Raw genomic sequence first — 18,182 nt, 5'->3', positions numbered from 1 at the left:
GGCAGTTATCCACTATTCCTGTGGATAACCTTGTGCATTAGAGTTAGAAAACACGCGATAAGCGAGAGAATACGCGGGTTACGCCCAAATTGATGCGAAACGCGGCTTTAGGAAATAGTCTATATTTTTTAACGAATTAGATAAAAGCAATTCCCTCAATCCTGGCGAGACCTGTTGCCATAAAACTTTCATAACCGCCCTTGACAAATGTTAAAAAAGTAATAGTTCTGGGGATAACCCCCCTGAGGCTGGTGTTTTATAGGGTCACAGTCGAAATTTGGCTCGCGAACGCACTAATTCTCTCCGTGCTACGCTAAATATCCTTACACGCTACTGGTTTTTCATCCAGTGTTTTTTACTGGCAATCCTGGCCACAACGAGTAAAATTACTCACCTGCCGCTTATTCTGTCATCAGGTCGTCGCCAATGAGTAAACCGTTCAAACTGAATTCTGCTTTCCGTCCTTCCGGGGATCAGCCCGAGGCCATTCGTCGCCTGGAAGAGGGGCTGGAAGACGGGCTGGCGCACCAGACCCTGCTGGGGGTAACCGGTTCGGGTAAAACCTTCACCATTGCCAACGTCATCGCCGATCTCCAGCGTCCGACGATGGTCCTCGCGCCGAACAAAACGCTGGCGGCGCAGCTGTATGGTGAGATGAAAGAGTTCTTCCCGGAGAACGCGGTGGAATATTTCGTCTCTTACTACGACTACTACCAGCCGGAAGCCTACGTTCCCAGCTCTGACACGTTTATCGAGAAAGATGCCTCGGTGAACGAACATATCGAGCAGATGCGTTTGTCTGCGACCAAGGCGCTGCTTGAGCGTCGCGATGTGGTGGTGGTGGCCTCGGTGTCGGCGATCTACGGCCTGGGCGATCCGGATCTCTATCTCAAGATGATGCTGCACCTGACGCAGGGGATGATTATCGATCAGCGGGCGATTTTGCGCCGTCTGGCGGAGTTGCAGTACACCCGAAACGATCAGGCGTTCCAGCGCGGGACCTTCCGCGTGCGCGGTGAGGTGATTGATATCTTCCCTGCGGAATCGGACGACATGGCGCTGCGCGTTGAGCTGTTCGACGAAGAGGTTGAACGCCTGTCGCTGTTCGATCCGCTGACCGGCCACGTCGAGTCGGTGATCCAGCGCTTCACCATCTACCCCAAAACGCACTACGTGACGCCACGCGAGCGTATCGTGCAGGCGATGGAAGAGATCAAAGGCGAGCTGGCGGACCGCCGCAAAGTGCTGCTGGCGAACAATAAGCTGCTGGAAGAGCAGCGCCTGAGCCAGCGAACCCAGTTCGATCTGGAGATGATGAACGAGCTGGGCTACTGCTCCGGCATTGAAAACTACTCGCGCTACCTCTCCGGGCGCGGGCCAGGCGAAGCGCCGCCAACGTTGTTTGACTACCTTCCGGCGGACGGCCTGCTGGTGATCGACGAATCTCACGTTACGATCCCGCAGATCGGCGGGATGTATCGTGGTGACCGGGCGCGTAAAGAGACGCTCGTGGAGTACGGGTTCCGTCTGCCGTCGGCGCTGGACAACCGTCCGATGAAGTTTGAAGAATTTGAGGCGCTCGCCCCGCAGACCATCTACGTATCGGCAACGCCGGGCAACTACGAGCTGGAAAAATCCGGTGATGACGTGGTGGACCAGGTGGTGCGTCCGACCGGGCTGCTGGATCCGATTATCGAGGTGCGGCCCGTGGCGACGCAGGTGGACGATCTGCTCTCGGAAATCCGTGCCCGTTCCGCCATCAACGAGCGCGTGCTGGTGACCACGCTCACCAAACGTATGGCGGAAGATTTGACGGAGTATCTGGAAGAACACGGCGAGAAGGTGCGGTATCTGCACTCGGATATCGATACCGTGGAGCGTATGGAGATCATCCGCGACCTGCGCCTGGGCGAGTTCGACGTGCTGGTAGGTATCAACCTTCTGCGAGAAGGTCTGGATATGCCGGAAGTGTCGCTGGTGGCGATTCTGGACGCCGACAAAGAGGGCTTCCTGCGTTCTGAGCGCTCGCTGATCCAGACCATTGGCCGCGCCGCGCGTAACGTCAACGGGAAGGCGATTCTGTACGGGGATAAAATTACCCCGTCCATGGCCAAAGCCATTGGCGAAACGGAGCGCCGTCGCGAGAAGCAGCAGCGCTACAACGAAGAGCACGGCATTACGCCGCAAGGGCTGAACAAGAAGGTGGTGGATATCCTGGCGCTGGGTCAGAACATAGCGAAGACCAAAGCGAAAGGCCGCGGCAAGGCCCGTTCAGTGGTGGAAGAGGATACCGTTGCGCTGACGCCGAAAGCGTTGCAGCAGAAGATCCACGAGCTGGAAGGGCAGATGATGCAGCACGCGCAGAATCTGGAGTTCGAAGAGGCTGCGCAAATCCGCGATCAGCTGCATCAGCTGCGGGATCTGTTTATCGCGGCATCGTGAGTTTTTTGCCCGGTGGCGCTGCGCTTACCGGGCCTACAGGTTTAGCGTCTTTTGTAGCCCCGGTAAGCGCAGCGCCACCGGGGTTTTTGTTAACCCAATTCCTGAATCGCTTTCTCCAGCGCCTCGCGCAGCAGGTGGCGGTCGTGACGATATTTTATATCGCTGGCTTCCAGCGGCTCCTGCACCACCACGCGATCGCCAATCCCTGACACATCCACGTTCGGCCCAACCACGACGCCGTCGATAATTTTCTTACCGACGTACTGTTCCATCAGGTTCAGCTTGTCCGCCAGCGACAGGCTTGCCGCCGCCGGGCTAAGTTCGCGGCCTAAATTACCGATATAGACCATGGGTGCAGGCGTTCTGCGCAGCGCCTGCGCCAGCTCTTTGACCAGCAGAAGCGGCATCAGGCTGGTGTAAAAACTCCCCGGCCCAATCAGGATCAGATCGGCCTCGCCAATCGCTTCAACCGCTTCTCGCGTCGCGGGTACGCTGGGGTAGGTCATCAGCTCTTTTGGCGGCAGGAGAAGCTGGTCGATATTCACTTCACCATACACTTCGTGATCGTCGGCATCGATCGCCATCAAATCCACCGGCTGTTCGGACATCGGGATCAGAAACGCATCCACCTTAAGCAGGTTCCGAATTAAATTAATCGCTTCCAGAGGGCGCACGCTCAGGTGATCCAGCGCCTTTAACATCAGATTTCCAAGGTTATGGCCTGAAAGTTCGCCATTACCGCCAAAACGGTACTCAAACATCGCTGAAGCCACGCTGGGCTCCGTAATGAGCTGGTTAAGGCAGTTGCGCATGTCACCCCAGGCGATCCCGCCTTCAGCACGTCGGATCCGCCCGGTCGAGCCGCCGTTATCCGTTGTTGTCACAATGCCCGTCAGGCGTGAGCCCAGTGACGATAACGACGACATGACCCGTCCCAGACCGTGACCCCCGCCAAGAGCGACCACGCGGTCCAGATCCGCAAAAGTGCGATTGCGCATACCCATTCCTTATCCTGTTTAGCTTGCGTCACAGTAACGCAACTACTCCTAAAAGACGATGCCTCTCACAATCCATAATGACGTATATCAATGCGAAAGCGCGGTTTTTGCGTATTCTGTAGGGAAAATGCACGATAACACCGTTATGTATAAGATTATACAGCGAAAAAACGACAATGGCGAAGTGGCGATTTCCACGCTACTATCGCCATAACCACGTTTTCAAAACTGAAAACATACACTCTAGCCCTGGCGCCTGTGTCGAGAGATATGGCGTCCTGGCCGTGGCGGATTTGCCACCAGGGTACAGAAAGAAATGACTGTGCCTCCCGATCTGGAAAGGTGTACATGGCTTCACAACTTACTGATGCTTTCGCGCGTAAGTTTTTCTACTTACGTTTGTCGATTACCGACGTGTGCAACTTCCGTTGCACCTACTGCCTGCCCGATGGTTACAAGCCCGGCAGCGTCACCAATAACGGCTTTCTCTCCGTGGATGAAGTACGCCGCGTCACGCGTGCGTTCTCGGAACTCGGCACGGAAAAAGTGCGTCTGACCGGCGGAGAGCCTTCCCTGCGCCGTGATTTCCCTGACATCATCGCCGCCGTGCGTGAAAACGAACGTATCCGCCAGATTGCGGTGACCACCAACGGTTACCGCATGGCCCGTGACGTGGCGAACTGGCGCGATGCGGGTCTGACGGCGATTAACGTCAGCGTTGATAGCCTTGACGCCCGTCAGTTCCACGCGATTACCGGCCAGGACAAGTTCCGCCAGGTGATGGACGGCATCGATGCCGCGTTCACCGCCGGTTTCGATAAGGTCAAAGTCAATACCGTATTGATGCGTGATGTGAACCATCATCAGCTGGACACCTTCCTGGCGTGGATCAAACCACGCCGCATTCAACTGCGTTTTATTGAGCTGATGGAGACCGGTGAGGGCAGCGAACTGTTCCGTCGGCATCACATCTCCGGCATGGTGCTGCGCGACGAGCTGCTGAAACGCGGCTGGATCCACCAGATCCGCCAGCGCAGCGATGGCCCGGCGCAGGTCTTTTGTCACCCGGACTACGAAGGCGAAATCGGCCTGATCATGCCCTATGAGAAAGACTTCTGTGCCAGCTGCAACCGCCTGCGCGTCTCCTCCGTTGGCAAGCTGCACCTCTGCCTGTTCGGGGATGGTGGCGTAGAACTGCGCGATTTGCTGGAAGACGATGCCCAACAGGGCGCACTTGAAGCACGCATTTCCGAGGCGCTGACGCACAAAAAGCAGACCCATTTCCTGCATCAGGGCAACACCGGCATTACTCAGAACCTGTCATATATCGGCGGGTAATCAGGCTTTAGAAGGAACCAGAAGATGAGTCAGGTAAGCGCGGAATTTATCCCGACACGCATTGCTATTCTTACCGTTTCCGATCGTCGTGGTGAAGAGGATGATACCTCCGGCCACTGGCTGCGCGAGGCGGCACACGAAGCCGGACACCAGATTGTTGATAAAGCGATCGTCAAAGAGAACCGTTACGCCATTCGTGCGCAGGTTTCGCAGTGGATTGCGAGTGACGACGTCCAGGTGGTGCTGATCACTGGCGGCACCGGCTTTACCGCAGGCGACCAGGCGCCAGAAGCGCTGCTTCCGCTGTTCGATCGTGAAGTGGAAGGCTTCGGCGAAGTGTTCCGCATGCTCTCGTTTGAAGAGATTGGCACCTCTACGCTCCAGTCCCGTGCCGTAGCGGGGATGGCGAACAATACGCTGATTTTCGCCATGCCGGGATCGACTAAAGCCTGCCGTACCGCGTGGGAAAATATTATTGCCCCGCAGCTGGATGCCCGTACCCGTCCGTGTAATTTTCATCCCCATTTGAAGAAGTAAACTATGTCACAACTGACCCACATTAACGCCGCTGGCGAAGCGCATATGGTGGATGTCTCCGCCAAGGCCGAAACGGTGCGCGAGGCGCGTGCTGAAGCGTTCGTCACCATGCTGCCGGAGACGCTGGCGATGATTATCGACGGCAGCCATCACAAGGGTGATGTATTTGCGACCGCCCGCATCGCCGGTATTCAGGCCGCTAAGCGTACCTGGGACCTCATCCCGCTCTGTCATCCGCTGATGCTGAGCAAGGTGGAAGTGAATTTGCAGGCGCAGCCGGAGCATCACCGCGTGCGCATCGAGTCTCTGTGCCGCTTAACCGGGAAAACCGGCGTGGAGATGGAGGCGTTGACGGCTGCCTCCGTGGCGGCGCTGACCATCTACGACATGTGTAAAGCGGTACAGAAAGATATGGTGATTGGCCCGGTGCGTCTGCTGGCAAAAAGCGGCGGCAAATCCGGTGATTTTAAGGTGGAAAACCATGATTAAGGTGCTCTTTTTTGCCCAGGTCCGTGAGCTGGTCAATACTGACAGCCTGACGCTGGACGGCGCTTTTGCAGACGTCGCCGCCCTGCGCGCGCACCTGGCGGCGCAGGGCGACCGCTGGGCGCTGGCGCTGGATGAAGGCAAGCTGCTGGCAGCCGTGAATCAGACGCTGGTTGAATTTACGCACCCGCTGGCTGATGGCGATGAAGTGGCGTTCTTCCCGCCGGTCACAGGGGGTTAAGATGAGGGAAACCCGAATTCTGGTCGGCCCTGAGCGCTTTAGCGTCGGTACCGAATACAGCTGGCTGGCAGAGCGCGATGAAGACGGCGCGGTCGTGACGTTTACCGGAAAAGTGCGTAACCACAACCTCGGCGACAGCATAAAAGCGCTGACGCTGGAGCACTATCCGGGGATGACCGAAAAATCGCTGGCGGCCATTGTCGAAGAGGCGCGGGGACGCTGGCCGCTGGGGCGCGTTACGGTTATCCATCGCATCGGCGAAATGTGGCCCGGTGAAGAGATTGTGTTTGTCGGCGTCACCAGCGCGCACCGCACAAGCGCTTTTGCTGCGGGGGAGTTCATCATGGATTACCTCAAAACCAAAGCGCCGTTCTGGAAGCGTGAAGCGACGCCGGAAGGCGAGCGCTGGGTGGAATCGCGGGACAGCGACAAACAGGCTGCCAGCCGCTGGTAACAGGTTTATGAGGATGTGTTAGTCTTAACGTGTGTGTTTACTTAATCAGGAGTGAATCATGGACCGATTTCCGCGTTCCGATTCGATAGTACAGCAGACCCGTAGCGGGCTGCAAACCTACATGGCTCAGGTGTATGGCTGGATGACGGTCGGCTTGCTGCTTACCGCGTTTATCGCGTGGTATGCGGCAAACACGCCTGAACTGATGATGTTCATCTTCTCCAGCAAAATCACCTTCTTTGGGCTGATCATTGCGCAACTGGCGCTGGTGTTCGTTCTCTCCGGGCTGGTGCACAAGCTCAGCGCGGGCATGGCGACTACGCTGTTTATGCTCTATTCAGCGCTGACCGGGCTGACGCTCTCCAGTATTTTCATCGTCTACACCTACTCCTCCATTGCCAGCACGTTTGTGGTAACCGGCGGGATGTTTGGCGTGATGAGCCTGTACGGCTACACCACGAAACGCGACCTGAGCGGTTTCGGCAGCATGCTGTTCATGGGGCTGATCGGGATTGTGCTGGCGTCGCTGGTGAACCTGTGGCTGAAGAGTGAAGCGCTGATGTGGGCGGTGACCTATATCGGGGTGGTGATCTTCGTTGGCTTAACCGCCTACGACACCCAGAAGCTGAAAAACATTGGTGAACAAATTGATGTTCGCGACAGTTCAAACCTGCGCAAACACGCCATTCTGGGCGCGCTGACGCTTTATCTGGACTTCATCAACCTGTTCCTGATGCTGCTGCGTATTTTCGGTAACCGTCGCTGAGGTTGCTTTGCCGGGTGGCGGTGCGGTCTGGTGCCCTCACCCTGACCCTCTCCCACGGGAGAGGGAACAAACACTAAAAACGGCAACAAGGTTGCCGTTTTGCTTTTATTTCGCCATTGCCTTCTCATTTTTCGCCCGTAACTTCTTCGCCCGACTCTCCAGCACCAGATAACAGACCGTTGCCAGCGCCAGCGGCAGGAAATAGTAGATCATGCGGTACGCGAGCAGGGCGGCGATAATCGTTCCCTGAGAGACATGCTCACCTGCAAGCAGCGCGATAAACACCGCTTCCAGTACGCCAATCCCCGCCGGAATGTGCACAATCACGCCAGCAATACTGCTTACCAGCAGCACGCCCAGCACGAAGAAGTAATTCACATCTTCCCCAATCAGCAGCCAGATAATGGCCCCCATCGCCATCCAGTTGGCGCTGGATACCACCATTTGCAGAACGGCAAACTTCCATGAGGGCAGCACCAGCTTCTGACCTTTAATGGTCATATGGCGACGTTTAGCAAAGGCGCAGGCCCACAGGTAGGCCACAATAATCAACAGCAGCACGATGCCAAGAATGCGCAGCGTCGCTTCATCGATGTACCAGTGGGCAGGCAGCTGTACCACGCCAATAGTGAAAATCACTCCGCCCAGCAGGATATACCCCAGCCAGTTGGTGGTAATACTCAGCGAGAAAATGCGCGTGATGGTGCCGCCCGGCAATCCGAGGCGTGAGTACAGGCGATAGCGCATGCCAATCCCGCCCACCCAGGTGCTCAGCGTCAGGTTAAAGGCGTAGCAGATGAACGACACCAGCATCACCTGCCGCTTTGCCAGCTTGTGCCCGCAGTAGGCGCGCCCTAACAGGTCATAGCAGCCGTACATCAGGTAACTTACTATTACCAGCCCAATGGCGCCCAGCAGCACCGTCCGGTTGTAGTTGCGGATAACTTTCCACACCTCTTCCCAGTCAACCTTTTGCGCGTACACCACCAGGAGTACCGCGACGGCGATGAAGAACAGCCACGTCAGGATTTTTTTCGCCAGCCGCCAGCGAGGATGAGATTTTGACATCAGGTTTTCCCTCCATCTTCCGCCTCTACGCGGTCCTGGGTTTCCATTTCGGGTTGCACGGGTGGATCCACCAGCGCCAGTTTCGGCGTATGCGCCGGTAGCCAGCCCACCATGGCCGGGAAGTGGCGCAGGAAGTGGAACACCACCACGCCGATGCCCACGTTCCACCAGCTGCGTTTCGGCACCATGGACTCATCCACCCGCACGCAATCTTTATTGATCAGACCCTGAAGGTTATCGCGCAGGGTCTGATTAAACTGACGATCGTGGATAATCAGGTTCGCTTCCAGGTTGAGCGATAAGCTCAGTGGATCGAGGTTACTGGAGCCGACGGTCGCCCAGTGGTCATCCATCACCGCCACTTTGCCGTGCAGCGGGCGGCGGCGATATTCATAGATCTGCACGCCGCTTTTAACCAGATAGCGATAGAGCAGACGCGCGCCCACCTTCACAATCGGCATATCGGGCTCGCCCTGGACGATGAGCTTCACGCTCACGCCGCGTCGGGCCGCGTTGCGCATGGCGTGTAAAATCCGGTAGCCGGGGAAGAAATAGGCGTTGGCGATAATCACCTCGCGCTTCGCGTTCGCCAGCATCTTCAGGTAATGACGCTCGATATCGTCCCGGTGCTCCTCGTTGTCCCGCCAGACAAATAGCGCCTGCGCCTCGCCGGGCTTGCGGTTTTCTTCCGGGCGATGACGGCGTCGCCACCAGCGGCGAGCGGCCTCTTTGCCGGGTAAGTTTTCCAGCACGAACAGCTGGATGTCCTGTACCACCGGTCCCTCAATACGGATCGCATAATCCTGTTTGGCCTCAGGACCGTAATCCGACATATGCTCGGCGGAGTAGTTGATGCCGCCCACGAAGGCCACCGTTTCGTCCACTACCACAATTTTGCGGTGCATTCGGCGGAACAGGTTGGTGCGCATGCCGAACAGACGCGGGCCGGGATCGTAATAGCGGAACACCACCCCTGCGGCGGTGAGTTCGTTAACAAATTCATCGCTCAGATCCGGCGAACCATACCCGTCGAGCAGAACCTCAATTTTTATACCGCGACGGGCGGCATGCAGCAGCGCACTGTGCAACTGCCTGCCCACGTCGTCTTCAAACCAGATGAACGTTTCCAGGAATACTTTCTGCTGTGCGTGGCTAATCGCCTCAAAGACCGCGGGGTAAAAGTTATCGCCATTTTCCAGCAGCGTGATACGGTTACCTTCCTGCCATGTGCATTTCATAAGTGGATCTCCGCGCTGAGTGGGGCATGGTCGGAGAGATGTCGCCAGTTGAGCAAGGCCAGCGCCGTCGGGCTACTGGCGTGGGCATTTTTTACGTAGATGCGGTCAAGGCGCAGCAGGGGGAAGCGCACCGGAAACGTCCGCGCAGGGCGACCGCGGGCGCGGGTAAAAATCTCCTCCAGCCCCGCATTGATCTTCAGCGGATGGTTGGCGCGCTGACGCCAGTCGTTAAAATCACCGGCTACCACCACGGGTTCGCCCTCGGGCAGCGCATTCGTCCACTCGGCCAGCATCTGAAGCTGGGCCTGACGGTGGGCTTCACGCAGGCCAAGGTGAACGCAGCCTACGTGAATGGGAAAATCGAGATCCGGCGGCGCGATGCGGCAGTAAAGCAACCCGCGCTTTTCGCTCTCGCCGACCGACACGTCGCGATTTTCATAATGTTCAATCGGATAGCGCGACAGCACTGCGTTACCGTGATGCCCCTCCGGGTAGACCGCATTGCGCCCGTAGGCGTAATCGCTCCACATCGTGTCCGCCAGAAATTCGTAGTGTGGCGTGTCGGGCCAGTTTTCGAAATGCATCGGGTGCACCTCGTGTGCGCCCATGACCTCCTGAAGGCAGACAATATCGGCGCTGACGGTGCGTACCGCGTCGCGCAGCTCCGGTAAAATGAAGCGGCGGTTAAATGCTGTGAAGCCCTTATGAATGTTAATCGTCAGCACCTTGAGTGAGAAATGCTGCGTTTTTTTGCTCATAAACACCTTCCTGGGTGACTATCCCGATGAAAATAAAGTGTAGTAGGCGTCACAAAAAGATGCGGCGTTACGGAATTTTCCGTAAAGTGCGGTAGTCTGAACTAGCAGAGAAAAATCCTTCAGGAGAGAAGCCATGAAGTGGCAACAACGCGTTCGTGTCGCAACCGGTTTGAGTTGCTGGCAGATAATGTTGCATTTACTGGTCGTGGCCGTACTTGTAATGGGCTGGATGAGCGGCACGCTGGTGCGTGTGGGCTTAGGGCTATGTGTGCTTTACGGCGTGACCGTGCTGTCGATGCTGTTTTTACAGCGTCACCACGACGCGCGCTGGCGTGAAGTGGGTGATGTGCTCGAAGAGCTCACCACGACCTGGTATTTTGGTGCGGCAATGATCGTCCTGTGGCTGCTGTCACGCGTGCTGCAAAATAACCTGCTGCTGGCCCTGGCGGGTCTGGCTATCCTCGCAGGGCCGGCAGTGGTGTCGTTGCTCACCAAAGAGAAAAAGCTACGCGATGTTTCGTCTAAACATCGCATAGGCCACTGAGCCCGTTGTGGCCGCGATGACCAGTAGCGGCCACAAACTTCCCCACACAATATCCAGACTCGCATCCTTCAGATAGATTTGCTTGGTAATATCCGTGAAGTGACGAATCGGGTTTATCCACGTCAAATCCTGTAACCATACCGGCATGTTCTCAACAGGCGAAACGTACCCTGATAGCAAAATCGCCGGCATCATAAAGACAAACACCCCGATAAACGCCTGCTGCTGGGTTGAGCAGAGCGCGGAAATCAGCAGCCCAAACCCGACCAGCGACAGGCCGTAAATCACCATCGTGAAGTAAAACAGCGCCAGCGATCCGGCAAACGGGATCTGGTAGGCCCAAATCCCGACGCCCAGCACGATGGTGGCCTGGAAAGTGGCGACGATCAGCGCCGGCACTGCCTTGCCGACAAATATCTGCCAGGTGGCGAGCGGAGAGACCAGCAGCTGATCCAGCGTGCCCTGTTCACGTTCGCGCGCCACGGACAGTGAGGTGACGATCATCACGCCAATCGTGGTGATCATGGCAATAAGCGACGGGACCACAAACCACTTGTAGTCCAGATTCGGGTTGTACCAGTTGCGCACCACCAGTTCGCTGTTGTTGGGCTTCGGTTTACCCGTCATCAGCTCCTGCTGATAATCCTTCACCACCTGTTGCAGATAGTTCGCCGCAATCTGGGCGCTGTTGGAGTTACGCCCGTCGAGGATAAGCTGCATCGGCGCGGTCTGGAAGGTGTCCAGGTTCCGGGAGAAATCCGCCGGGAAGCGCACCAGCAGTAACGCTTTCTGCGTGTCGATGGTGGGCTGGATCGCCTGCGGGCTTTTCAGCAACAGGACATGGGTGAAGGCCTTAGCGCGGGCGAAACGCTGGGTCAGCTCAACGGAATGCTTGCCGTTGTCTTCGTTGTAAATCGCGATGGTGGCGTTTGTGACCTCCAGCGTGGCGGCAAACGGAAACAATACAACCTGAAGCAGCACCGGCAGCACAAGAATGGCGCGGGTCTGCGGCTCACGCAGCAGCGATTGCAGCTCTTTGCGGATCAATGTCCATAAACGGTGAAACATCGCGTCGTCCTCCTGTCGGGTGCGCTTGCGCTTACCCGACCTACAAAATCCGATGGCTAATCTAATCTTCTTTTCGTTTTCATCCACGTCAGGCCGATAAACATCACCGCCGACGCCAGCAAAAACAGGGTGTTGATAATCAGTACCACCGGGATATTCCCCGCCAGGAACAGGCTTTGCAGGGTGCTGACAAAGTAGCGCGCCGGAATGATGTAGGTCACGGCGCGGATCACCGCCGGCATGCTGTCTATCTGGAAGATAAACCCGGAGAGCATAATCGACGGCAGAAAAGCCGCGTTCAGCGCCACCTGCGCGGCGTTAAACTGGTTGCGGGTGATGGTGGAAATTAACAGTCCCATCCCCAGCGTGCTGAGTAAAAACAGGCTGGTAATAAAGAACAGCAGCACCAGCGAGCCGCGGTACGGCACGCCGAGGATAAAGACGGCGACCAGCATGCACAGCAGCATCGCCAGCATGCCGAGAAAGTAGTAGGGGATGAGCTTACAGAGCAAAAGCTCGACGCGCGTCACTTCGGTTGAAAGTAGCGCCTCCATGGTGCCGCGCTCCCACTCGCGGGCGATGACCAGCGAGGTCAGGATCGCGCCAATCACCGTCATGATGATGGTCACCGCCCCCGGGATAATAAAGTGCTGGCTGATGGCGGCGGGGTTAAACCAGTAGCGCGTCTGCACGTCAATCAGCGGTTCAAACGTCTCCCCCCGGTCTTCGGCGCGCTGCATCTGCCACAGCTGCCAGATCCCCTCCGCATAGCCCTGCACGAAGTTGGCGGTGTTCGGCTCGCTGCCGTCGGTAATTACCTGGATCGGCGCATCGGCGCCCGGGCGCGCCATGTTGGCGGCAAAATCCACCGGGATGACGATCAGGCCGCGAATTTTCCCGGCCTGCATTTTCTGGATCAGTTCCTGCCGGCTGTCGCTGATGGTGGCGTCGATGTAAGGCGAGCCGGTCATGGCGTGGGTGAAGTCCAGCGCCTCTTCGCTCTGCTGCTCCAGCAAAATCCCGACCCGCAGCTTGCTGGAGTCGAGGTTAATCCCATAGCCAAAGATAAACAGCAGCAGCAGGGGGATCACCACCGCAATCAGCCAGCTGCTGGGATCGCGCACGATCTGTCGCGTCTCTTTGATGCACAGGGCGCGCACCCGGCGCCAGGAAAGGGCGTTACTGCGCATGAGCATTCTCCTTATCCCAGTCGTGGATGAGGGTGATAAACGCCTGCTCCATGGTCGGGTCTGGCTGTGCGTCGGCGGCGGCCTGCGCTTTCAGATCATCCGGCGTGCCGTGGGCAATCAGCTTGCCGCGATAGACCAGCCCGATGCGGTCGCAGTATTCCGCCTCATCCATAAAGTGGGTGGTGACCATCACGGTCACGCCTTTTTCCACCATGCTGTTGATATGCAGCCAGAATTCACGGCGGGTGAGGGGGTCCACGCCTGACGTGGGTTCATCAAGAAACAGGATATCCGGCTCGTGCATCAGTGAGCAGGCCAGCGCCAGCCGCTGCTTAAAGCCAAGCGGCAGCGCGTCGGTAGCGTGTGACGCGATATCGGTCAGGCCGAAGGCCTCGCACATGCGGTCGATTTTCTCGTTCTGCGCCCGCCCCCGCAGGCCGTACACGCCGGAGAAAAATCGCAGGTTCTGCTCAACCGTCAGGTTGCCGTAGAGCGAAAATTTCTGTGCCATATAGCCCAGATGCTGGCGCGCCTTGCCGGAGCTGACTTTAAGATCCATGTCCAGCACCAGCGCCTTGCCGGACGTCGGCACCAGCAGGCCGCACATCATCTTAAAGGTGGTGGATTTTCCCGCGCCGTTTGGCCCGAGCAGGCCAAATATCTCGCCGCGCTTCACCGCAAAGTTGACGTTGTCGGTGGCGGCGAAGTCCCCGAATTTTTTGGTCAGCGATTTCGCCTCGATGACCGTTTCGCCCGGCGTGCCTTCCACCGTGTGCAGAATGGCGCCAAGGGGCGATTCCGACGTGCCTGCACCGCCCAGAAGGTCGATAAACGCATCTTCAAAGCGCGGGGCGGTCTCGTCCATTTCAATCTCAGGCATGCCCGGGGCATGACGAATATCGTCGACGGTGGCCTCTTTTTTGAGGATCACGCGCACCGAGCGGCCCTGAATCATGCCGTCGCTGATCTGCGGCAGCTTCAGCACCCGTTGCAGCAGCGTGCGGTTGGACTCCTGCGGACTATGCAGCAGAAAACTGCGCCCGGCCATGGTGTGCGTCAGCTCGGTGGGCTCGCCCTGATAGAGCAGTTCGCCTTCGTTCATCAGCAGCACGTCGCGGCACTGCTCCGCTTCATCAAGGTAAGAGGTGCTCCAGAGGATCAGCATGCCGTCACCCGCCAGCTCGTGCACCATCTGCCACAGCTCGCGGCGGGAAATCGGGTCCACGCCCACGCCGGGTTCATCCAGCAGCAGCACTTTTGGCTCGCCCACCAGCGTACAGGCCAGCCCCAGCTTCTGCTTCATCCCGCCGGAAAGCTTGCCCGCCAGCCGGTCGGTGAACGGGCCGAGGGAGGTAAATTCGAGCAGTCGGGCGAAGGTTTTCTGCCGGGTTTCACCGGTGACGCTGCGCAGGTCGGCGTACAGATTGAGGTTCTCCATCACCGTCAGATCTTCGTACAGGCCAAACTTCTGCGGCATATAGCCGAGCATGGCGTGGAGCGCGCCGTCGTCTTTTATCGGGTCAAGGCCAAGCACGCTGGCCGAGCCTTCATCCGGCTTCAGCAGCCCCGCCAGCATCCGCATCAGCGTGGTTTTACCCGCGCCGTCCGGACCCACCAGTCCGGTCACGTAGCCTTTTTGAATGGTGCAGTTCAGCGGCGCGACCGCCGGTTTATCCATTCCGGGGAAGCGTTTGACCAGATTATTGAGCTGGATAACCGCATCATTCATGTCGTTCCCCGTCGTTTAAGGTCACGGTAACAGGCATGCCCTGACGCAGCGCGCCGTCCGCGTCGGTGACGATGATGCGCAGACGGTACACGAGGTCGGTGCGCAGGTCCGGCGTTTCAACGGTCTTCGGCGTGAATTCGGCGGTAGGGGAGACGAAGCCCACTTTACCGTGATACGGCTTGTCCGGGCGACCGTCGGTATAGAGCAGCAGCTCGCGGCCCGGCTGCATCTGGCCGAGATTCGGTTCATCAATGTAGGCCCGCACCCAGACTGGACGGGTTAAGGACAGCGTCAACACGGTGCTGCCTGCGCTGAGCATGCTGCCCGGCTCCACCGCGCGGGTCATCAGCGTGCCGTCAGACGGGGCGGTTAAGATAGTGTCGTGCAGATCCAGCTCCGCCTGAGCCAGCTGTGCCTGCGCCTGCTCGAGGCTGGCCTTCGCCTGGGCGATGTCCTGCTCGCGGTTACCGGAGCGGTACTGGCTTAATTTATCCTGCGCGGATTTCAGCGTCGCCTGCGCCTGGTCGCGGGATGACCGCGCGTTTTCCAGATCGTTGGCGGAAATGGTGCGGCTTTTCCACAGCCCCTGCTGGCGGTTATAGAAGTTCTGCGCGTAGTCGTAGGCGGCTTTGGCCTGCTTAACGGCGGCAGCGGCCTGGGCAATCTCCTCATCGCGATAGCCCGCCAGCATCAGGTCATACTGCGCCTGGGCGACAGAGACGCCAGCTTTTGCCTGCATCAGCGCGTTCTCAAAGGGGGCTTTATCCAGCACGCCCAGCGTCTGCCCGGCTTTGATGGCGTCGCCCTCGTCAACGCTCAGCGAGGCGAGACGCCCGCCAACCCGGAAGCTCATATTCACGGTGCGGATATCCACGTTGCCGTACAGCGTCAGGCCGCGATCCTGCTGGCTCTGATACCACAGCCAGCCGCCGATTCCCGCAGCAAGCAAAACAACAACCACCAGTATGATGGCGACAGGTTTTTTCATGACTTATGGCTCCTTTGCGTTAAGCCTTGCAGGATGAGATCAACGTGACAGGTAATGACCTGGCTGATTTGCCCGGCTTTATCCTCATCGAACTGTGTCCAGCCCGTACGTAAGAGGATGGTCTCGCGCCCCAGACGGAAGGCGAGCACTTCGCCCAGCAGGGCGTGGGTATGCAAAATGGTGTCGGTATCGCCGGCGTCCCGTCCGGTATAGGCGGCGATCAGCCGGGTCAGATGGCTATGCATCGGGGCGATCACCTGATCGTGCACCAGCTGGTAGGCGGCAGTGGGGGAGAGCTGCTCGCGAGAGATAAATTTGCTCAGGTTCAGCGTATCGTCGTGCGTCAGCAGGCGGATCATATTGTGGCAGGCGTTAAGGATCAGCTGGCGGATGGCCGCCCGGTCCGGCTCTGGCTGGCTGAATAACGCGGTGGCCTCTTCCACGTGCGGACGAAAGCTGGTGTCGATAAAATCCGCGATCCACTGGGCGCAGGCGAGATATAAATCCTCTTTTGAACCAAAATAGTAGGTAATGGCCGCAATATTCTGCCCGGCCTGGGCGGCGATATCCCGCGTGGTGGCATGCAGGCCATACTCGCCAAACTGCGCCAGCGCGGCGGCGATAAGCTGGCTTTTGGCCTGTTCACCTTTGGTTGTCGTCGGTGTCGTATTCATGTCGGCATTAAAAATTAATCAATCGATTGATTAAAATTATACCTGAATCGCTAAATCGTCGAGGGATACGACAGGGATATTTTATGCGCCACGTCACAAAAGCTGCTACACTCCGCACCTTCGCGACATTGTGGTTTTTGTCCTTCTATTCGTGATATCTCCCTGAAAACTACACCTGTGATGGTCGGGGCGGTTCGGAGTTTTTATGTCTTTTGATTCCCTTGGCCTGAACCCGGAAATTCTGCGCGCGATCGCAGAGCAGGGCTACGTTGAGCCAACCCCTATCCAGCAGCAGGCTATTCCGGCCGTGCTTCAGGGCCGTGACCTGATGGCCAGCGCCCAGACCGGCACCGGTAAAACCGCGGGCTTTACCCTGCCGCTGTTAGAGCTGCTGGTAAAAAACCAGCCGCACGCCAAAGGCCGTCGTCCGGTGCGCGCGCTGATCCTCACCCCAACCCGCGAGCTGGCAGCCCAGATTGGCGAGAACGTGCGTGAGTACAGCCGCTACCTCAATATTCGCTCGCTGGTGGTGTTCGGCGGGGTGAGCATTAACCCACAGATGATGAAGCTGCGCGGCGGCGTGGACGTACTGGTGGCAACGCCGGGTCGTCTGCTGGATCTGGAGCACCAGAACGCGGTGAAGCTCGACAGCATTGAAATTCTGGTGCTGGACGAAGCCGACCGCATGCTGGATATGGGCTTTATTCACGACATTCGCCGCGTGCTGGCCAAGCTGCCGGCGCGTCGTCAGAACCTGCTTTTCTCCGCGACCTTCTCCGACGAGATCAAGGCGCTGGCGGAAAAGCTGCTGCATAACCCGCTGGAAGTGGAAGTGGCGCGCCGCAACACCGCCTCCGAACAGGTGACGCAGCACGTGCACTTCGTTGATAAGAAGCGCAAGCGGGAGCTGCTCTCCCAGATGATTGGTCAGGGCAACTGGCAGCAGGTGCTGGTCTTTACCCGCACCAAGCACGGCGCCAACCACCTGGCGGAACAGCTGAATAAAGACGGCATCCGCAGCGCGGCGATCCACGGTAACAAGAGCCAGGGCGCGCGTACCCGCGCGCTGGCGGACTTCAAGTCCGGCGACATCCGCGTGCTGGTGGCGACCGACATCGCTGCCCGTGGCCTCGATATTGAAGAGCTGCCGCACGTGGTGAACTACGAGCTGCCAAACGTCCCGGAAGATTACGTTCACCGTATCGGTCGTACCGGCCGTGCGGCAGCAACAGGTGAGGCGCTCTCTCTGGTCTGCGTGGACGAGCACAAGCTGCTGCGCGACATCGAACGCCTGCTGAAGAAAGAGATCCCGCGCATCGAAACCCCGGGCTATGAAGTGGACCCGTCCATCAAAGCCGAGCCGATTCAGAACGGTCGTCAGGGCGGCGGTCGCGGTCAGGGCGGCGGCGGTCGTGGCCAGCAGCCGCGTCGTTCCGAAGGCGGTGCGCCAAAATCCGCGGGCAAGCCGCCGCGTCGTAATAACGACGGCAAGCCGGCCGGTGAAAACCCGTGGCGCAGCGGTGAAGGCAAACCGGCAGGCGAGGGGCAGCGCCGACGCCGCCCGCGCAAGCCTGCTAACCCGCAGTAATCTGGAAGCCCGGCCGTAAAGCCGGGCTTTTCTTTTTGCGACGGCGAAGAGAAAGTGCCACAATAGTGGCTGTTT

General features: G+C 58.1%; 18 protein-coding genes and 1 riboswitch. Of the genes, 9 read left to right on the top strand and 9 right to left on the bottom strand.

Translation table 11 applies throughout. The annotated features are described in order from the left end of the window. The first annotated feature begins 426 nt into the window (after window positions 1-426). Entirely contained in the window at window positions 427-2,442 is a 2,016-nt protein-coding gene (gene uvrB / locus A3466_RS02805; RefSeq protein ID WP_063449304.1) for an excinuclease ABC subunit UvrB, read from the top strand. An 89-nt stretch (window positions 2,443-2,531) separates the two neighbouring features. On the opposite strand, the gene yvcK is transcribed toward uvrB, so the two are convergent. Further along, a complete protein-coding gene (yvcK, locus tag A3466_RS02800) occupies window positions 2,532-3,440 on the bottom strand; it encodes a uridine diphosphate-N-acetylglucosamine-binding protein YvcK (RefSeq protein WP_063449465.1) in 909 nt (302 codons plus the stop codon). A 227-nt stretch (window positions 3,441-3,667) separates the two neighbouring features. Beyond that, window positions 3,668-3,801: riboswitch (molybdenum cofactor riboswitch) on the top strand. Between yvcK and moaA the strand changes: the two genes are divergently transcribed. The 6 genes from moaA (at window position 3,789) to A3466_RS02770 (ending at window position 7,262) form a co-directional block, all read left to right on the top strand. Further along, a complete protein-coding gene (gene moaA, locus A3466_RS02795) occupies window positions 3,789-4,778 on the top strand; it encodes a GTP 3',8-cyclase MoaA (RefSeq protein WP_063449303.1) in 990 nt (329 codons plus the stop codon). It overlaps the preceding riboswitch by 13 nt. A gap of 24 nt (window positions 4,779-4,802) precedes the next feature. Beyond that, window positions 4,803-5,315, top strand: a complete 513-nt coding sequence (gene moaB / locus A3466_RS02790; RefSeq protein WP_063449302.1) for a molybdenum cofactor biosynthesis protein B — start codon at window positions 4,803-4,805, stop codon at window positions 5,313-5,315. Between the two features lie 3 nt (window positions 5,316-5,318). Continuing rightward, window positions 5,319-5,804, top strand: a complete 486-nt coding sequence (gene moaC / locus A3466_RS02785) for a cyclic pyranopterin monophosphate synthase MoaC (RefSeq protein ID WP_063449301.1) — start codon at window positions 5,319-5,321, stop codon at window positions 5,802-5,804. Continuing rightward, window positions 5,797-6,042: a molybdopterin synthase sulfur carrier subunit gene (moaD, locus tag A3466_RS02780; protein WP_063449300.1), complete on the top strand. Its 246-nt coding sequence runs from the start codon at window positions 5,797-5,799 to the stop codon at window positions 6,040-6,042. The genes moaC and moaD overlap by 8 nt, the downstream gene beginning before the upstream one ends. A 1-nt stretch (window position 6,043) precedes the next feature. Continuing rightward, a complete protein-coding gene (gene moaE, locus A3466_RS02775) occupies window positions 6,044-6,496 on the top strand; it encodes a molybdopterin synthase catalytic subunit MoaE (RefSeq protein ID WP_063449299.1) in 453 nt (150 codons plus the stop codon). Between the two features lie 58 nt (window positions 6,497-6,554). Beyond that, entirely contained in the window at window positions 6,555-7,262 is a 708-nt protein-coding gene (locus A3466_RS02770) for a Bax inhibitor-1/YccA family protein (RefSeq protein WP_063449298.1), read from the top strand. 105 nt (window positions 7,263-7,367) lie between these two features. Here A3466_RS02770 and A3466_RS02765 read toward each other — a convergent pair whose 3' ends face one another. Genes A3466_RS02765 through A3466_RS02755 form a run of 3 tightly spaced genes read right to left on the bottom strand, consistent with a single transcriptional unit; the run spans window position 7,368 to window position 10,326 of the window. Then, window positions 7,368-8,330 (bottom strand): lysylphosphatidylglycerol synthase domain-containing protein, encoded by a 963-nt coding sequence (locus tag A3466_RS02765; RefSeq protein WP_063449297.1) that lies wholly within the window; start codon window positions 8,328-8,330, stop codon window positions 7,368-7,370. Continuing rightward, window positions 8,330-9,568 carry a cardiolipin synthase ClsB gene (gene clsB, locus A3466_RS02760; protein WP_063449296.1) on the bottom strand — a complete coding sequence of 413 codons (1,239 nt, stop codon included), beginning with the start codon at window positions 9,566-9,568 and terminating at the stop codon, window positions 8,330-8,332. The genes A3466_RS02765 and clsB overlap by 1 nt, the downstream gene beginning before the upstream one ends. Beyond that, window positions 9,565-10,326 (bottom strand): endonuclease/exonuclease/phosphatase family protein, encoded by a 762-nt coding sequence (locus A3466_RS02755; protein WP_063449295.1) that lies wholly within the window; start codon window positions 10,324-10,326, stop codon window positions 9,565-9,567. The genes clsB and A3466_RS02755 overlap by 4 nt, the downstream gene beginning before the upstream one ends. 133 nt (window positions 10,327-10,459) lie before the next feature. On the opposite strand from A3466_RS02755, the gene A3466_RS02750 reads away from it, so the two are divergent. Then, window positions 10,460-10,870 carry a YbhQ family protein gene (locus tag A3466_RS02750; RefSeq protein WP_006809522.1) on the top strand — a complete coding sequence of 137 codons (411 nt, stop codon included), beginning with the start codon at window positions 10,460-10,462 and terminating at the stop codon, window positions 10,868-10,870. Here A3466_RS02750 and A3466_RS02745 read toward each other — a convergent pair. The 5 genes from A3466_RS02745 to cecR are packed head-to-tail and all read right to left on the bottom strand — an operon-like array spanning window position 10,832 to window position 16,519. Then, window positions 10,832-11,938 carry an ABC transporter permease gene (locus A3466_RS02745; RefSeq protein ID WP_063449294.1) on the bottom strand — a complete coding sequence of 369 codons (1,107 nt, stop codon included), beginning with the start codon at window positions 11,936-11,938 and terminating at the stop codon, window positions 10,832-10,834. The two genes, A3466_RS02750 and A3466_RS02745, sit on opposite strands and share 39 nt — an antisense overlap. A 56-nt stretch (window positions 11,939-11,994) precedes the next feature. Next, window positions 11,995-13,128 carry an ABC transporter permease gene (locus tag A3466_RS02740; protein ID WP_063449293.1) on the bottom strand — a complete coding sequence of 378 codons (1,134 nt, stop codon included), beginning with the start codon at window positions 13,126-13,128 and terminating at the stop codon, window positions 11,995-11,997. Continuing rightward, entirely contained in the window at window positions 13,118-14,857 is a 1,740-nt protein-coding gene (locus tag A3466_RS02735; protein WP_063449292.1) for an ATP-binding cassette domain-containing protein, read from the bottom strand. Before A3466_RS02735 ends, A3466_RS02740 begins: the two co-directional genes overlap by 11 nt. Beyond that, window positions 14,850-15,845 (bottom strand): secretion protein HlyD, encoded by a 996-nt coding sequence (hlyD, locus tag A3466_RS02730; RefSeq protein ID WP_063449291.1) that lies wholly within the window; start codon window positions 15,843-15,845, stop codon window positions 14,850-14,852. Before hlyD ends, A3466_RS02735 begins: the two co-directional genes overlap by 8 nt. Further along, window positions 15,842-16,519: a transcriptional regulator CecR gene (gene cecR / locus A3466_RS02725; RefSeq protein ID WP_063449290.1), complete on the bottom strand. Its 678-nt coding sequence runs from the start codon at window positions 16,517-16,519 to the stop codon at window positions 15,842-15,844. Before cecR ends, hlyD begins: the two co-directional genes overlap by 4 nt. Window positions 16,520-16,724: 205 nt before the next feature. Between cecR and rhlE the strand changes: the two genes are divergently transcribed. Further along, the gene (gene rhlE / locus A3466_RS02720) at window positions 16,725-18,107 is read left to right on the top strand and encodes an ATP-dependent RNA helicase RhlE (protein ID WP_063449289.1); all 1,383 of its coding nucleotides are present in this window, start codon (window positions 16,725-16,727) and stop codon (window positions 18,105-18,107) included. Window positions 18,108-18,182 lie beyond the last annotated feature (75 nt).

Origin of the sequence: Enterobacter genomosp. S (genome assembly GCF_001631805.1) — a bacterium.
Classification (GTDB): Bacteria; Pseudomonadota; Gammaproteobacteria; order Enterobacterales; family Enterobacteriaceae; genus Enterobacter; species Enterobacter quasihormaechei.
This window is presented reverse-complemented; position numbering and strand designations above follow the sequence as displayed.

Excerpts from the sequence above, each read along its gene's own strand:
- uvrB (WP_063449304.1), top strand. The coding sequence starts at position 427 with ATGAGTAAACCGTTCAAACTGAATTCTGCTTTCCGTCCTTCCGGGGAT.
- yvcK (WP_063449465.1), bottom strand. The coding sequence starts at position 3,440 with ATGCGCAATCGCACTTTTGCGGATCTGGACCGCGTGGTCGCTCTTGGC.
- moaA (WP_063449303.1), top strand. The coding sequence starts at position 3,789 with ATGGCTTCACAACTTACTGATGCTTTCGCGCGTAAGTTTTTCTACTTA.
- moaB (WP_063449302.1), top strand. The coding sequence starts at position 4,803 with ATGAGTCAGGTAAGCGCGGAATTTATCCCGACACGCATTGCTATTCTT.
- moaC (WP_063449301.1), top strand. The coding sequence starts at position 5,319 with ATGTCACAACTGACCCACATTAACGCCGCTGGCGAAGCGCATATGGTG.
- moaD (WP_063449300.1), top strand. The coding sequence starts at position 5,797 with ATGATTAAGGTGCTCTTTTTTGCCCAGGTCCGTGAGCTGGTCAATACT.
- moaE (WP_063449299.1), top strand. The coding sequence starts at position 6,044 with ATGAGGGAAACCCGAATTCTGGTCGGCCCTGAGCGCTTTAGCGTCGGT.
- A3466_RS02770 (WP_063449298.1), top strand. The coding sequence starts at position 6,555 with ATGGACCGATTTCCGCGTTCCGATTCGATAGTACAGCAGACCCGTAGC.
- A3466_RS02765 (WP_063449297.1), bottom strand. The coding sequence starts at position 8,330 with ATGTCAAAATCTCATCCTCGCTGGCGGCTGGCGAAAAAAATCCTGACG.
- clsB (WP_063449296.1), bottom strand. The coding sequence starts at position 9,568 with ATGAAATGCACATGGCAGGAAGGTAACCGTATCACGCTGCTGGAAAAT.
- A3466_RS02755 (WP_063449295.1), bottom strand. The coding sequence starts at position 10,326 with ATGAGCAAAAAAACGCAGCATTTCTCACTCAAGGTGCTGACGATTAAC.
- A3466_RS02750 (WP_006809522.1), top strand. The coding sequence starts at position 10,460 with ATGAAGTGGCAACAACGCGTTCGTGTCGCAACCGGTTTGAGTTGCTGG.
- A3466_RS02745 (WP_063449294.1), bottom strand. The coding sequence starts at position 11,938 with ATGTTTCACCGTTTATGGACATTGATCCGCAAAGAGCTGCAATCGCTG.
- A3466_RS02740 (WP_063449293.1), bottom strand. The coding sequence starts at position 13,128 with ATGCGCAGTAACGCCCTTTCCTGGCGCCGGGTGCGCGCCCTGTGCATC.
- A3466_RS02735 (WP_063449292.1), bottom strand. The coding sequence starts at position 14,857 with ATGAATGATGCGGTTATCCAGCTCAATAATCTGGTCAAACGCTTCCCC.
- hlyD (WP_063449291.1), bottom strand. The coding sequence starts at position 15,845 with ATGAAAAAACCTGTCGCCATCATACTGGTGGTTGTTGTTTTGCTTGCT.
- cecR (WP_063449290.1), bottom strand. The coding sequence starts at position 16,519 with ATGAATACGACACCGACGACAACCAAAGGTGAACAGGCCAAAAGCCAG.
- rhlE (WP_063449289.1), top strand. The coding sequence starts at position 16,725 with ATGTCTTTTGATTCCCTTGGCCTGAACCCGGAAATTCTGCGCGCGATC.